Consider the following 15263-nt stretch of genomic DNA (forward strand, 5'->3'; position numbering starts at 1 on the left):
GTTTTTCAAAGGGGTATTGCACCGGCGCACTGATCTGTGACCCCCTTGTGGTTGATCAGCCCAAGGGGCGCGGGGTCAGGTGCGGCGCTGGCGCGAGACCTGCACTGCAAGGATACCCAAGGCGATCACGGCCACGCCAAGGATATCTTGGGGGCCCAAAGGTTCGCCCAGCAACAACCAGGCAATCGCGACCCCGAAGAACGGGTTGAGAAAATGGAAGGTCGCAGCGCGGGTCGCCCCGATGCGGTTGACCAGCCAGAACCAGACCACCGTGGCCAACAGCCCCGGCACCAGACAGGTGTACAGGAACGCCAGCGCCAGCGGCCAGCTTGGGGTGATGCGTGGCGTCTCAAACAGCACGGTTGCAAAGGTCAACGCGACGCAGCCAACCAGCATTTGCAAGCCGACCACCATCATGAAGTTCCCGCCGGATGTAGCACCGCGCACCAGCAAGGTCGCGGCGGACAGCGCAATCACACCGACCCCGCACAGCAGCAGTCCCGTCAAATCAACGCCGCCGCCAATCCGTGCACCCATGATGATTGTCACCCCGATCACACCGGCGACCAACCCTGCGATGCCCAACGGCCTAAGCTTTTCACCCAGAAACAGCCATGTCGCCAGTCCGACCAGAAGCGGCATGGTCGAGGCGACAATCGCGGCCAATGACGCCTGCACCGTTTGCATCGCCACAAAGTTCAGACCCAGATAGACCGCGTTTTGCAGGATGCCGAAGACGATGGTGGCGCGCCATTGCGCGCGCGTCAGCCGCCATGTCTGGCCAAGCGCCAGCGCGATCCCTACCCCAAGCAGGCCGGAAATAAGATACCGCGCTGACAGCGCCATAAGGGGGGACGCATCTGCGACGATGATCCGGGCCGAGGTGAACGCCGACGACCACATCACCGCAAAAGCCAGCCCCATGAGAATTGCGCGTATATCCATGAGGAAGCCTTTCAGGTCGGTATGGTGCCGTAGAGTTTCGCAGTCGGTCCGAAGGGGCAAGCGCTTTTGATGCAACATTGACCTGCCACAAACGCAAAGGGCCGCCCCGCGGGCGACCCTTTGTCAGAATAGACTGTGAACAGTCTTATTCGTTAACGCTGTCTTTCAGCGCTTTCGCGATGGTCATCTTGACGACCTTGTCCGCTTCTTTCTTGAACTGTTCGCCAGTGGCGGGGTTGCGCACCATACGCTCGGGGCGCTCGCGGCAATAGATTTTGCCAATGCCCGGAAGGGTCACAGCGCCACCGCCGGAAACTTCTTTGGTGATCAACGCGCAAACCGCGTCCAGTGCCGCGCTTGCCGATTTCTTGTCTTCGCCCATTTCCTCAGCCAAAGCCGCGACGAGCTGGGTTTTTGTCATTGGTTTAGTTGCCATCTTGTTTTTCTCCTTCGTCCGCCCGGATTAGGGCCTCACGGGCAGAATGTAACGGTATGTTGTGTATGAACACAACGAATAGGTCGCAAGAAACCGTGAAAACATGCTGTTTTCAGCCGATTTCGACCTTCAGAGAAAGGCAGTTTCGTCAAAAGAGCGTAATTTCCGGCTATGCAACCGCTCTAACGGCATATCGCGCAGTTGTTCCATCGCCCGAATACCAATCATCAAGTGCCGCGCAACCTGCGTTTTATAGAAATCCGACGCCATCCCGGGCAGTTTCAACTCGCCATGCAGCGGTTTGTCAGAGACGCAAAGCAACGTGCCGTAGGGCACACGGAACCGGTAGCCGTTGGCTGCGATCGTGGCACTTTCCATATCCAGCGCCACGGCGCGGGACTGGCTAAGCCGCTGCACCGGACCGGATTGGTCGCGCAGTTCCCAGTTGCGGTTGTCAATGGTGGCGACGGTGCCTGTGCGCATGATCCGTTTTAGCTCGTAGCCTTCAAGCTGGGTGACCTGTTCAACGGCGTCTTCCAGTGCGATCTGGATTTCCGCCAGCGCAGGGATCGGCACCCAGACCGGCAGATCGTCGTCCAGCACGTGGTCTTCGCGCAGATAGCCATGCGCCAGCACGAAATCCCCAAGCGCTTGGGTGTTGCGCAGGCCAGCGCAGTGACCAACCATCAGCCACGCATGGGGGCGCAGCACGGCAATGTGGTCCGTCGCGGTTTTTGCGTTGGACGGTCCGACGCCGATATTAACCAGCGTGATGCCCGACCCGTTCGCGCGTTTCAGGTGATAGGTCGGCATCTGCGGTGTTTTGACTGACGCATGCAGCGGCGCGTCGCCGTCCAAAATCTCGACGTTGCCGGTAGAGACGAAGGACGTGTAGCCGCTATCAGGGTCACGCAGCATGGCGCGGGCGTATTCCTCGAACTCGGTGACGTAGAACTGGTAATTGGTGAACAATACGTGGCTTTGGAAATGGTCGGGATCGGTGGCGGTGTAATGCGTTAGCCGTGCCAGCGAATAATCGACACGCTGCGCGGTGAAGGGGGCCAGCGGGCGTACATTGTCCACGGGCAGATAGGTCCCGTTTACGATATCGTCATTTGTGGTGCTCAGGTCCGGCACATCAAACACATCGCGCAGGGTGAAATCGGCAGCGCCTTCCTGCGGGATCGTCACGCTGTCATCATTGGAAACCGCGAAATGCACCGGAATAGGAGTATCCGACACAGCGATCGTCACGGGTTGACCGTGGTTTTCAATCAGCAGCCCGATTTGCTGCGTTAGGTAGTGTTTGAACAGTTCGGGCCGCGTGATCGTCGCCGAAAACGTGCCGGGCGACGACACATGACCAAAGGACAACCGCGAATCCACCTGCGCATAGCTGGAGGTGGTGAACCGGATCTCGGGGTAGAACGCCCTGATCCGTGTTTCGGGGGCCGCATTGTCCATCGCTTTCTGGAAATGTTCGCTCAGGAAACCCGTTGCTTGGCTGTAAAGTTCGATCAGGCGCGCAACGGCGGCGGCAGCGTCGGTGAATTGTTCGGCGGGGCGGGCATCTGGGGTCAGGATTTTGGTCATGAAACAGGCTCTAATAAAGGAATAAATTCAAAACTGCGCACATCGACCAGTCCGAGGTCAGAGATGCGCAATTCGGGAATGACAACAAGTGCCAGAAGGGAATGCTGCATATAGGCGTTGTTCAACGTGCACCCACAATCGCGCATCGCCTGCATCATCGCTTCGGTCTTGGCGGCGACATCGGATGCGGGGTTGTCGGACATCAGGCCAGCGATCGGCAGTTCGACCATGGCCAGCTCTCCGCCGTCCTTGAAGATGGTGATCCCGCCTCCGACGTCGCGCAGACGGTTCGCGGCCATCGCCATATTGTCGGTATCAGTGCCCACCACGATCATGTGGTGACTGTCATGGGCCACAGTAGACGCCATCGCCATCGGCCCCTGATACCCAAAGCCAGACACCAGCGCGTTGACAACAGTGCCCGTGCCGCGATGCCGTTCAACCAGCGCGATCTGGCAGACCTCGCCCGTGGATTGCACGCGCCCTTCGGTCACGGGCAGTTCGAACTTCAGCGCACGGGTCGGGGCTTGGTTTTCGACGACGCCGATCACATTGGCGGTAACAGCATTGGCCCCCGCAGGCGCCGTGATCTGGAAATCATCGGCGCCAAGGTCTTTGCCCATGTTTACGGTTTGCCGGGCATGGGGCGGCCAGTCGTAATGCGGACACGCCACCAGACAGGCACCATCTTGGGCCACGATCTGACCGCGCGCGATCACCGTCTCGATGGGCAGGGTTTTCAGGTCGGAGGTCAGGATCACATCTGCACGTCGTCCAGGCGTCAGCGACCCTATCTCGCGTTCAAGCCCGAAATGCGTCGCGGTGTTTATCGTCGCCATTTGCAGCGCAATTAAAGGGTCGCAGCCGCAGTCAATGGCATGGCGCACCACGCGGTTCATATGGCCGTCATTCACCAAGGTGCCGGAATGGCAGTCATCGGTGCACAGGATCATATTGCGCGAATCCAGCCCCTTTTCGGTGATCGCGGTGATCTGCGTCTCGATGTCGTACCAAGCAGACCCCAGCCGGATCATCGACCGCATCCCTTGACGCATCCGCGCAATCGCGTCTGCCTCGCAGGTGCCTTCGTGATCATCCGCCGGACCGCCCGCCACATAGGCAGCAAAGGCAGGTCCCAGATCGGGCGAGGCATAGTGCCCGCCCACGGTCTTGCCCGCGCGTTGCGTCGCCGCGATCTCGGCCAGCATCTTGGGGTCGCCCGCCGTCACACCGGGGAAGTTCATCATCTCGCCCAGACCGATGATACCGGGCCAGTGCATCGCCTCGGCGACATCCTCTGCCGTGATTTCAAAGCCGGTGGTCTCGAGGCCGGGGGCGGAGGGCGCACAGGATGGCATTTGCGTGAAGATATTCACCGGCTGCATCAAGGCTTCGTCATGCATCATGCGCACGCCTTCCAGCCCCAGCACATTGGCGATCTCGTGCGGGTCGGTGAACATTGACGTGGTGCCATGGGGGATTACGGCGCGGGCAAATTCCGCAGGTGTCAACATGCCGCTTTCGATGTGCATATGCCCGTCGCATAGCCCCGGGATCATATAGCGGCCCTTGGCCTCGATCACCTTGGTCGCATCGCCTTTGCAATGGCTGGCGTCCGGCCCGACAAAGGCGATGCGGCCCGCCTTGATCGCGATGTCATGGTCCGGCAGGGTTTCGCGCGTATGCACGTTGACCCAGATACCGCCGGTGATGATCGTATCCGCAGCGCTGCGTCCCGCTGCGACGGCGACCAGTTGTTCAGCCACATCGGGCCATGAGGGGAATGTGTGTTCTTTCATACCTGACGTTGACACGAAGATTGCCCGAGGTTCAAGCACGAGGCTTTGTGGCGTTTGCACTGTCCATGCCGACTGGGCTAACTGTGGGCGACCAACAGCACGTAAGGCTATCCCATGAAGATTATGTTTGTGCACCAGAATATGCCCGGCCAATACCGCGAGCTGGTGCAATGGCTGGCCGACCAACGTGCGCACCAGATCTATTTTCTGACCCAACGCAAGAACCCGCCCCGCTTTGATGGCGTCGAAACGCGGGTCTACAAGACTCATCACCGACCGGCAGAGGACGCCTATGGGCTGTCAAAGAACTGGGAGGAATCCACGGGCAACGGTTTGGGCGCTGCCCGTGCGGCCAAGCAGATCGAACGCAGCGAAGGGTTCAAGCCGGATATTGTCGTGGGACACGTGGGGTGGGGGGAGCTGACGTTTTTCAAACAGATATGGCCCGATGTCCCGATCATCGGCTTTTTCGAATACTATTACAGCGAAACCGGCGGGCCCGTGGGCTTTGACCCCGAAGAGCCCGTGACCGAGAACACACCGTTTTTGCTGCATGCGCGCAACGCCGTGCCGCTGGCGAATATCGAAACCGTTGATGTGGGGCTAAGCCCGACCTACTGGCAGCGCGACCGTTTCCCGCAAAGCTTTCATCGCAAGCTCTATGTCTGCCACGACGGGATACGCACCGATCAGCTGCGCCCGAACCCGTCGGTGACGCTGAAACTGGGGCGGCTGGACCACGTACTGACGAAGGACGACGAGGTGCTGACCTTCGTATCGCGCAACCTTGAACGCACGCGGGGATTCCATGTGTTCATGCGGGCGCTGCCTCGCATCCTGAAACAACGGCCCAATGCGCGGGTGCTGGTGGTGGGCGGGAATGACACGTCTTATGGCGGCAAAAGCAAACACCCCGGCGGGCTGCGCGCCGAGATGGAGGCAGAGGTTGGCAAGGACGTGGATTGGTCCCGCGTGCATTTTCTGGGCAAGCTGCCTTACGAGGATTACCAGAAGGTCGTGCAGATCAGCCGCTGCCATTTGTATCTGACGATGCCGTTTGTGCTGTCGTGGTCTCTGCTCGAAGCGATGGCGATGGGCGCGACGATTGTCGGCTCTGATGTGGCCCCCGTGCGCGAGGCGATTACCCATGGCGAAACCGGCCTGCTGTGCGATTTCTTTGATCCCGATGCGCTGGGCGATCAGGTGGCAGAAGTCTTGGCCCATCCGACGCGATATGCGCATTTAGGGCCTGCGGCACGGGCGCATGTGGTCAAGACGTATGACTTTTTGTCCAAGTGCCTGCCGGAACATATCGCGCAGATGAATGCGTTGGTCCCCAAAGGCCAGCGGATCAACCTGCCCAAGACGACGACATAGAAAGGACGTCCCATGGACAAAACGCTGCTTTCAATCGGTCACGGTTTTAGCGCGCGCGCATTGGCGGCGCGTCTGGTGCCGCATGGCTGGCGTATCGTCGGCACCACGCGCAGCGCTGACAAGGCCGACGCCATTGCCGCCACGGGTGTAGAGCCGATCGTTTGGCCCGGCGCTGATCTGGGCGCGTTGATCGCAGAGTTTCCCAACGTGCTTGTCTCCGCCGGACCGGACAGTGCTGGCGATCCTGTGTTGAATGCGGTGGAAGATGCGGTCACCCGCGCGGCCATCGATCTACGGTGGGTTGGCTATCTGTCGACCACGGGCGTTTACGGCGATCACGCGGGCGATTGGGTGGACGAAGACACGCCACTCACACCATCGACAAAGCGCGGGCGTGCCCGGGTCACGGCAGAGGCGCGGTGGCAGGCGATCCCTGATTTGCCGCTGCATATCTTTCGTTTGGCGGGCATCTATGGCCCCGGGCGCGGCCCCTTTGCCAAGGTGCGTGCCGGTACGGCGCGGCGGATCATCAAGCAGGGGCAGGTGTTTTCCCGCATCCACGTCGAAGACATTGCCCAAGCGCTTGAGCTGTCATTGCAGCGACCCGATGCGGGGGCTGTCTATAACCTGTGCGACGACGACCCCGCGCCGCCTCAGGATGTGATCGCTCACGCGGCGGAACTGCTCGGCCTGCCCGTGCCCCCCGCGATACCGTTTGAAGAGGCCGATATGACCCCGATGGCCCGCAGCTTTTACGCGGAAAGCAAGAAGGTTCGGAACGACCGCACCAAGCAGGCGTTGGGCTGGGTACCGCAGTATCCGACCTATCGATCGGGGCTTGCGGCATTGATTGAACAAGACGGCTGACCTTTGGGGGGCAGATGCAAGATACTGACGAGCGAAGTCTGACCCATCTGCTGGATGGAGTGGAACATGCAGCCCGCCACGACACCGTAACGATAGACGACGTGTTGAATGAATTCGGAGAGCGGTCCCTGCTTCCGTTTATCCTGTTGGCGGCGTTGTTGCTGGTGTCCCCCCTATCAGGGGTGTTCGGCGTGTCCAGCTTTATGGCGCTGGTCATCATCCTTCTGTCGGCGCAGGCGGTCTATGGGCGCAAACGGTTGTGGCTGCCGCAGTTCCTGCTGCGCCGCGAAGTGAAATCTTCGAGATTGCAGTTCGGGGTCAAGTGGCTGCGCAAGCCCGCGGCGTTTTTCGACCGTCACTCGGGCAAGCGGCTTCAGTTCCTGACCACGGGGCCGATGCGGCTGCTGACTTTGGTTACTTGCGTGGTTATGCCGGTCGCTTGGCCGTTGCTGGAATTCGTACCCTTCGCCTCTTCGCTTGGCGGCGGCACTGTGGCGCTATTTGCCTTTGGCCTGTTTACCCGCGACGGGCTCTATGTGCTGCTCGGCTATCTGATGATCCTGATCACGTCGTTGAGCTTTTACACCATTGTGTTCTGATCACCCAAGATAGGCACGCAGCGCGTCGGGCGGATTATCCATAAGTGCTGCAGCGGGCTGCGGTGCCTGCGCAGTGCCGCCTTCGACAAAGATCACCTGATCCGCGATACGGCGCACGTCTTCGGGGGCGTGGGTCACCATGATCAGCGCTGCGCCGGTTTCTGCGGCCAGCTCTGCCACCAGATCAAGCATATCGTTGCGCAGGGCAGGACCAAGTGCGGCAAAGGGTTCATCCAGTAACACCAGCGGGCGCGCCTGTACCAGCACACGCGCCAGCGCCACACGGCTTTGCTGCCCGCCCGACAGTTCCGCAGGTTTGCGTGTTGCCATATCCTGCAGCCCGACCCGTGCAAGCGCATCTTCTACGCGGGATTGTTCGGCGCTGCGCAGCCGCAGGTCGGGGCGCAGGCCAAGGCCGACATTCTGCAAGACGCTGAGGTGGGGAAACAGGTTGTTGTCCTGAAACAGCATCGTTATGGGTCGCGCGCCGGGGGCGGCGTGGGTGATGTCCGCGCCCTGCCAGAGCAGCTTGCCCTTGCTCAACGGTATAAATCCGCAAAGCGCCCCCAGCAGTGTCGATTTCCCCGCCCCCGAGGGGCCGATCACCGCATAGGTTTGCGCGGGCGCAATGGTCAGGTCGGCGTGCAAGGCAAAGCTGCCTTGGGTGATCTGCGCGGTCTCAAGCGTCAGCATGCCAGCGCCCTCCCTTGTCGAATATCCAGAAAATCCCGAGCGATAACGCCAACAGGATCAGTGCCGCACCGGCGGCGGCCTCCATCCGGTAGGCCCCCATCAGCCGGTACATTTGTAGCGGTAGGGTCGCACTGTCAGGGTCAGCGAACAAGGCGATGACCCCCAGATCGCCCATCGACAGCGCACCGGTCAACCCTGCGGCAAATCCGATCTGCGGGCGCAGCCGTGGCATGATCAGCCTACGCCAAAGAGGCCAACCGCGCAGCCCTAACATTTGCGCCTGCCTGCCGTAAACCTGAACCGTGTCGCGCAGGCGGGGCACCAGAATTCGTAGAGCAAAGGGTAGGGCCATCAGCGCATTGACCAGCGCCGTCACGGGCAAGGCCAGCGCAAAAGGGCTGGCGACAGGGTTGATCAGAATGAACCAGCCGGTGCCGATCATCAGCGGCGATGCGGCAAGACCCAACAGGCCCACTGCCTCTATGCCGCCGCGGGCGCGGGTTGCAATCCAGCCCGCGAGGGGCAGGGCAAGCACCAGCAACACCCCCACGCTGATCAACGCCACGGTGACAGAGGTTCCCGCTGCCTGCCATACGCTGACAGGCATCTGCGGCAGACCGATCACCCCTCGCAGCACGACCGAGGCCAGTGGCAACAACAAAAACCCCGCCGCCAGTGTGATGAACAGCGCATCCAGCCCCCGTTGCAGCCCGCCGCGTGCATCCCACCGTTGTAGCGGGCGGTCCTGCCCGCCCCCCAGACTGATGACGGGGATGATCCACAACGCCAGCGCCGCTGTGCTACCGGCAAGGCCAAGCTGCACCAGCGACAGCAGTGCCGCGCGGTTCAGGTCAAAGTCGAAACGGAACGCTTGATAGATTGCCAGCTCGATCGTGGTGGCACGGGGGCCGCCGCCCAGTGTCAGGGCCACGGCAAAACTGGTCAGGCAGATCACAAAGATCAACGCCGCTGTGCCGGGCAGGATCTGGCGGAGCAGGGGCAGTTCAATGCTGCGGAACACGGCGCGGGGGGTAAGGTCAAGCTGCGCTGCCAGCCGGAAACGCTCAGCGGGCACGGTTTGCCACGCCTGCAACAGCAGTCGCGTTGCCAGTGGCAGGTTAAAGAAGACATGTGCCAGCACGACTCCGTGCAGCCCGTAGATAGAGATGCCGGACAGTCCGACCAGCGCCAGACCCGCATTCAGCCAGCCCGCGCGGCCAAACACCGCAAGCACCCCCAGCACGGCGACGATCACCGGCAGGATAAAGGGCGCCCCAAGCAGCGTCACCAGCAGCCCGCGCCCGACAAAGCGCCGCCGCGCCAGCGCACGGGCCACAGGGATCGCCAGCGCGGTAGAAAGCAGCGCAGAAAGCACGGCTTGTAGCACGGTAAACCGGATCGCGGCCCAATCGGCGGGGCCAAGCCCGCTGCCGAACTCGGCCCGCCACAGCACGGCCACTACCGCAACAAGGATCAGCGCTGCCACAAAAAGGGCGGCGCTGATGCCGGACTTGGTGCTTATTGCGAGAGAGCGGAAAGCCATTCGGCCAATGCTTCCTCGCGCAGGGCGGGCACGTCATCGTTCGGGATCAACAGCGCCTTGCCCGGCTGGATCAACTGGTCGAAACCCTCTGGCAGACCCCCTTGGGGCGTAACGGCGGGGTACATCCAGTTGGTCGTGGGCAGCACAGATTGCGCGGCGTCAGATACCATGAACTGCATGAATTGATCGGCCAGCGCGGGCTGGTCGGTGCCCGCCAGTTTGCCGACGACTTCGATTTGCATGTAGTGCCCTTCGTCAAAGGCGGCGGCGGCTTTGGTCGCGTCTTCTTCGGCGATCAGGTGGTAGGCGGGGGACGTGGTATAGCTCAGCACCATGTCGGCCTCGCCTTCAAGGAACAGGCCGTAGGCTTCGGACCAGCCTTTGGTCACGGTCACGACGTTATCCGCCAAACCTTCCCAGATCGCGGGGGCCTCGTCGCCGTAAGCCTCCTTGACCCACATCAGCAGACCCAGACCGGGGGTAGAGGACCGCGGGTCTTGGATCACGATTTTGAGGTCACTGTCGGCCAGCGCGCGAAAGTTTGCAGGCGGTGTCAGATCGGCGTTATGGACAAAGGCAAAATAGCCCCAGTCGTAGGGGGCAAAGCTGTCGTCCTCCCATGTGACGGGCAGGTCGTAATCCGCATCAACTGTGGCAGTCGCGAACAACCCTGTTTCCTTGGCCGCCGCGATCAGGCTGGTATCAAGCCCCAGTACCAGATCGGCGTCAGAACGCGCGCCTTCCAGCTTGAGCCGCGCCAGCAGCGCCGCGCCATCGCCCATGCCGACGAATTTCAGATCACAGGCACACTCTGCTTCAAAGGCAGCTTCGATCACCGGGCCGGGGCCCCATTCGGCGACAAAGCTATCGTAGGTATAGACCACCAGTTCAGGCGTATCGGCCAGCGCCGAGGTGGCGAAAAGTGTGGTGGCAGCAAGTGTAAGATACTTCATGGCATCCTCCAAAATGCGGCGTCAGAAAGCGTTGGAGGTGTGTCCAGACCTTCCCTCCGCCGGTGTTAACCGGTTCAGGTTCAACGGGTCCGTGCGCGCACATCTCAGCCTATTGGCCCCCCGAGGTGCCTTATCGGTAGAACGCCTGTGGCCCACGCGCAAGGTGAAACCCCTTGAGGCATGGTCCTGCCCCCGTTAAGGATCACCGCCAAAGGAGCACATCCCATGTCGATCAACAGCTTTGGCCATCTTTTCCGCGTGACCACCTGGGGCGAAAGCCACGGGCCTGCTTTGGGGGCCACGGTTGACGGCTGCCCCCCCGGTGTGACGATCACCGAAGAGATGATCCAGCAGTGGATGGACAAGCGCAAACCCGGCCAGAACAAATACACCACGCAGCGCCGCGAAGCGGACGAGGTGCGGATCCTGTCAGGCGTGTTCGAAGGCGTCACCACCGGCACACCGATCCAGCTGATGATCGAGAACACCGACCAGCGGTCCAAGGACTACGGCGACATCAAGGACAAGTTCCGCCCCGGTCACGCCGACATCACGTATTTCCAGAAATACGGCATCCGCGATTATCGCGGCGGCGGGCGGTCATCGGCACGTGAAACCGCGTCGCGTGTGGCCGCAGGCGGACTCGCCCGCGAGGCGATCAAGGCGATTGCCCCGAAAGTGCAGATCACCGGTTACATGGTGCAGATGGGCCCGCATAAAATCGACCGAGATACGTTTGATTGGGACCAGATCGAACAGAACCCGTTCTGGGTGCCCGACGCCAAAGCGGCTGACGACTGGGCCGCGTATCTGGACGGTCTGCGCAAGTCAGGATCGTCCGTTGGCGCGATCATCGAAATAACGGCACGCGGCGTGCCCGCGGGCCTTGGCGCGCCGGTCTATGGCAAGCTCGACACCGATCTGGCCGCAGCGATGATGAGCATCAACGCCGTCAAAGGCGTCGAGATCGGCGAAGGCATGCCCGCCGCCATGCTGACCGGAGAGTTGAACGCAGACGAGATCAGCATGGGCGCCGACGGCCCTGTCTATTCGTCGAACCATGCGGGCGGTATTCTGGGCGGCATCAGCACCGGCCAAGACATCGTGCTGCGTTTCGCGGTCAAACCGACGTCGAGCATCCTGACCACGCGCAAAACGATCACAAAATCCGGCGAAGACACAGAGATCATCACCAAGGGTCGCCACGATCCGTGCGTTGGTATCCGCGCCGTGCCCGTGGGCGAGGCGATGATGGCCTGTGTGCTGCTGGATCATATGCTGCTGCATCGCGGTCAGGTCGGCGAAAATCAGGGCGTCATCGGCTAAGTTGCGCAGGACGCTCGGATTTTCCGCACATGGGCGGGAATAACACGCGCAGGTTGACGCCGGGTCTTGCAACTTGAAACGCACAGGCGCAAGTATTCGCCATGCAAAGCACCACGACAGAGCACCGCCCCGGCCGGGCCATCGCCCTTAAACTGGGGGCGGTCTTTCTGTTCTCGGTCATGGCGGCCCTCATCAAGATCGCGACGGACACCGTGCCCGCCGCCCAAGCCGTGTTCTACCGGTCGTTTTTTGCCTTTCCGATGATCATCCTATGGCTGTGGCAACGCGGTGACCTGCGCGACGGGTTAAAGCCAAGCAACCTGATGGGGCACGTCTGGCGCGGTATCTTCGGGACAACGGCGATGGCGCTGACCTTTGCGGGGCTAAGCCTGCTGCCCCTGCCAGAGGTGACGGCTATCGGCTATGCCACGCCGCTCTTCACCGTGATCTTTGCCGCGATATTATTGGGCGAACAGGTGCGTGTGTTCCGCCTGTCCGCTGTGGCGATCGGGTTGATCGGGGTGTTGATCGTTCTGTACCCCCGCTTCACCGTGGAGGGGGATAGCGTGTCGCAACTGGCGATGATGGGCGCGATTATGGTGGTGGCTGCGTCGATCATGCGTGCGCTTGTCCAGATCCACGTGCGCCGTCTGGTGCAAACCGACAGCACGGCGGCCATCGTGTTCTACTTTTCACTCACCGCGACCTGCCTTTCGTTCTTTACCCTGCCCGCAGGGATGGTGATCAATTGGGAGCCGCTTTGGTGGGTTAATCCCGGTTGGCAGGTCTCGGCGTTGTTGATCCTGTCGGGCATGATCGGCGGGGTGTCGCAGATCATGATCACCGCGTCATATCGCTATGGGCCAGTGTCGATGCTGGCCCCATTCGACTATGCCTCGATGATTTTCGCGGTGCTGATCGGCTGGGTGTTGTTCAGCGAAATCCCGACACCTGCGATCCTGATCGGGGCCGGTCTGGTCATTGCGGGCGGTGCCGCGATCATCTGGCGGGAACGCCAACTGGGGCTGGACCGGTCCAAGTCCAAGGCGAGCAGCACCCCCCAAGGAACCCCAAGCTGACAGCACGCGAAAATGCGTGTCAGGATTGCAATTCGTGCTAGCCTGACCCTCTGGGGTGTGGAATCGCAGGTCTCCTGAGTGTTCCGCGCCCTGCTTTCTGGGAGGGAAACATGAAATTAACCAAGATTATTGCTACTGCCGTATCCATCGGTTTCGGGGCAACTGCCGCATGGGCGCAAGACTGCGCCCCGTCGCAATGGGGGGCAGAGGATCAATTGGGATCGGCCAACCTGATCAGCGACGCCCGCACGCTAGAGGCGGCCAAACTGATCAAACAAGGCAAATCCATGCCGCTGGGGATCGTGATCGGACCGGACACCCCTGCCTTTCCGCCGCGGTCTTTGAACCTGCAAATCGTTCAGCCCAACCAGCACGGTGGGCAAAAACTGTCGTCCTTTGGCTATGAAGGCAACTATAATGACGACTTGCTGCAAACCTGGATCGGAATCGGGTCGCAGCTGGACGGGCTGGGGCATCTCGGGGAAAACGGGATGTACTATAACTGTCTGGACGAAAAGGAAATCTCGGCAATCAGCGGCCTGACAAAATTGGGGACCCACGCTGTGCCGCCCTTGGTCGGGCGCGCTGTGATCATTGATATGGCCAAGCATATGGGCAAGGACGTGCTGGCCGCCGGAGAGCATTTCGGCGAGGCAGAGATCACCGCCGCGATGGAAGCGCAACAGGTCACTGTGAACGAAGGCGATATCGTCCTGTTTCACACCGGTTGGACCGATGGCATGATGGAAAGCGACCCAAGCGCGTGGGGGTCGACCGAACCGGGGCTGAATAACGAAGGCGCGGTGTTTGTCGCAGCGATGAATCCGATGGCCGTGGGCGCAGACACGTGGGGCCTAGAGTCCATTCCGCCGAAAGAGGGTGACAAGGTGTTCTATGGTCACGTCACGCTGCTCAAGGACAATGGCATCTATATTCTGGAAACCATGAACACGGGCCCCTTGGTCGCTGAAGGGGTGCAAGAGTTCATGTTCGTGCTGGGACAGCCGCTGATCAAAGGCACGGTGCAGGCGATGATCAATCCGGTCGCGCTTTACTGACCCGCTAGGTTCACGCGCATCGCGTAAATGAAAACGGCGCGGGGGCTGAACCCTCGCGCCGTTTTGCGTATGCGGGCCGGTTCAGGCCCGGACGAGCTTTTCGTAGTCTTCCGAAATCTCGCGGGTCAGCGCGCCGACCTCGAAGGTGTAGTCGCCGATCTGGCCGACGGGCGTGACTTCGGCTGCGGTGCCGGTCAGCCAGCACTGTTCAAAGCCTTCCAGCTCTTCGGGCATGATGTGGCGTTCATGCACGGTCAGGCCCTTGTCTTTGAGCATCCCGATCACGGTCTGACGTGTCAGCCCGTTGAGGAAGCAATCGGCCAGCGGCGTGTGCACTTCGCCGTCCTTTACGAAAAAGATGTTCGCGCCGGTCGCTTCGGCCACATAGCCGCGGTAATCCATGAACAGCGCGTCAGAACAACCCTTGGCCTCTGCCGCGTGTTTGGAGGTGGTGCAGATCATATACAGACCAGCCGCTTTGGCGTGCACGGGGATCGTCTCGGGCGAGGGGCGTTTCCATTTGGAGATGTCGAGCTTGGCACCCTGCATCTTGGCGTCGCCATAATAGTTGCCCCATTCCCAGCCGGCGATGGCCAGCCGCACAGGGTTGCGCGCCGCCGAAACACCCATATCAGGTCCCGCGCCGCGCCATGCGACTGCGCGGACATAGGCGTCGGTCCAGCCGTTCGCCTTGAGCATTTCGTATTTCGCGGTCTCGATTTCATCGACGGAATAGGGGATTTCAAAATCGAGGTACTCTGCCGATTTCCGCAGCCGTTCAGAGTGTTCGCGGCTTTTGAAAATCTTGCCGTTGTAGCAGCGTTCGCCTTCGAACACCGATGACGCATAGTGCATGGCATGGGTCAGAATATGGACATTGGCCTCGCGCCAATCGACCATTTTGCCGTCCAACCAGATTTTGCCGTCGCGATCGTCATATGCGCCGTCCATGATGTATCCTTCCTCAAAGCACCTTGGGGTTTATGAAAATTGCG

General features: G+C 60.9%; 14 protein-coding genes and 1 riboswitch. Of the genes, 6 read left to right on the forward strand and 8 right to left on the reverse strand.

What is annotated here, in order from left to right; genetic code table 11:
* Positions 1-75: 75 nt before the first annotated feature.
* The 4 genes from ACVBAU_RS02620 to ade form a co-directional block, all read right to left on the reverse strand.
* Positions 76-945 (reverse strand): DMT family transporter, encoded by an 870-nt coding sequence (locus ACVBAU_RS02620; protein ID WP_448327734.1) that lies wholly within the window; start codon positions 943-945, stop codon positions 76-78.
* Positions 946-1090: 145 nt separating this feature from the next.
* A complete protein-coding gene (locus ACVBAU_RS02625; RefSeq protein WP_254700461.1) occupies positions 1091-1381 on the reverse strand; it encodes an HU family DNA-binding protein in 291 nt (96 codons plus the stop codon).
* Between the two features lie 129 nt (positions 1382-1510).
* Positions 1511-2974: an AMP nucleosidase gene (locus tag ACVBAU_RS02630; protein WP_448327737.1), complete on the reverse strand. Its 1464-nt coding sequence runs from the start codon at positions 2972-2974 to the stop codon at positions 1511-1513.
* On the reverse strand, positions 2971-4773 hold the full coding sequence (gene ade / locus ACVBAU_RS02635; RefSeq protein ID WP_448327738.1) for an adenine deaminase: 1803 nt from the start codon (positions 4771-4773) through the stop codon (positions 2971-2973). The genes ACVBAU_RS02630 and ade overlap by 4 nt, the downstream gene beginning before the upstream one ends.
* 114 nt (positions 4774-4887) lie before the next feature.
* On the opposite strand from ade, the gene ACVBAU_RS02640 reads away from it, so the two are divergent.
* From ACVBAU_RS02640 to ACVBAU_RS02650, 3 genes are read left to right on the forward strand one after another with little or no spacing between them, the layout of a single operon-like run.
* Positions 4888-6150 (forward strand): glycosyltransferase family 4 protein, encoded by a 1263-nt coding sequence (locus ACVBAU_RS02640; RefSeq protein ID WP_448327740.1) that lies wholly within the window; start codon positions 4888-4890, stop codon positions 6148-6150.
* 12 nt (positions 6151-6162) lie between these two features.
* Complete coding sequence (locus ACVBAU_RS02645; RefSeq protein ID WP_448327742.1) at positions 6163-7017, forward strand: SDR family oxidoreductase; 855 nt, start codon at positions 6163-6165, stop codon at positions 7015-7017.
* Between the two features lie 14 nt (positions 7018-7031).
* Positions 7032-7616 (forward strand): exopolysaccharide biosynthesis protein, encoded by a 585-nt coding sequence (locus ACVBAU_RS02650; protein ID WP_138924552.1) that lies wholly within the window; start codon positions 7032-7034, stop codon positions 7614-7616.
* On the opposite strand, the gene ACVBAU_RS02655 is transcribed toward ACVBAU_RS02650, so the two are convergent.
* From ACVBAU_RS02655 to thiB, 3 genes are read right to left on the reverse strand one after another with little or no spacing between them, the layout of a single operon-like run.
* Positions 7617-8309 (reverse strand): thiamine ABC transporter ATP-binding protein, encoded by a 693-nt coding sequence (locus ACVBAU_RS02655; RefSeq protein WP_448327745.1) that lies wholly within the window; start codon positions 8307-8309, stop codon positions 7617-7619.
* A complete protein-coding gene (locus tag ACVBAU_RS02660; protein WP_448327747.1) occupies positions 8296-9852 on the reverse strand; it encodes a thiamine/thiamine pyrophosphate ABC transporter permease ThiP in 1557 nt (518 codons plus the stop codon). Before ACVBAU_RS02660 ends, ACVBAU_RS02655 begins: the two co-directional genes overlap by 14 nt.
* Complete coding sequence (thiB, locus tag ACVBAU_RS02665; protein ID WP_448327749.1) at positions 9828-10805, reverse strand: thiamine ABC transporter substrate binding subunit; 978 nt, start codon at positions 10803-10805, stop codon at positions 9828-9830. The genes ACVBAU_RS02660 and thiB overlap by 25 nt, the downstream gene beginning before the upstream one ends.
* A gap of 34 nt (positions 10806-10839) precedes the next feature.
* Positions 10840-10938, reverse strand: a riboswitch (TPP riboswitch).
* 92 nt (positions 10939-11030) lie between these two features.
* Between thiB and aroC the strand changes: the two genes are divergently transcribed.
* From aroC to ACVBAU_RS02680, 3 genes are all read left to right on the forward strand, one after another.
* Positions 11031-12131, forward strand: coding sequence for a chorismate synthase (aroC, locus tag ACVBAU_RS02670; RefSeq protein ID WP_448327751.1), 1101 nt, complete (start codon positions 11031-11033; stop codon positions 12129-12131).
* 101 nt (positions 12132-12232) lie between these two features.
* On the forward strand, positions 12233-13210 hold the full coding sequence (locus ACVBAU_RS02675; protein ID WP_448327753.1) for a DMT family transporter: 978 nt from the start codon (positions 12233-12235) through the stop codon (positions 13208-13210).
* Positions 13211-13320: 110 nt separating this feature from the next.
* Positions 13321-14268 carry a cyclase family protein gene (locus ACVBAU_RS02680; RefSeq protein ID WP_138924546.1) on the forward strand — a complete coding sequence of 316 codons (948 nt, stop codon included), beginning with the start codon at positions 13321-13323 and terminating at the stop codon, positions 14266-14268.
* A gap of 81 nt (positions 14269-14349) precedes the next feature.
* Here the strand turns inward: ACVBAU_RS02680 and ACVBAU_RS02685 are convergent, their stop codons facing one another.
* Positions 14350-15219 carry a branched-chain amino acid aminotransferase gene (locus ACVBAU_RS02685; RefSeq protein WP_138924545.1) on the reverse strand — a complete coding sequence of 290 codons (870 nt, stop codon included), beginning with the start codon at positions 15217-15219 and terminating at the stop codon, positions 14350-14352.
* Positions 15220-15263: the final 44 nt, after the last annotated feature.

This window comes from Sulfitobacter sp. M13 (assembly GCF_053474885.1).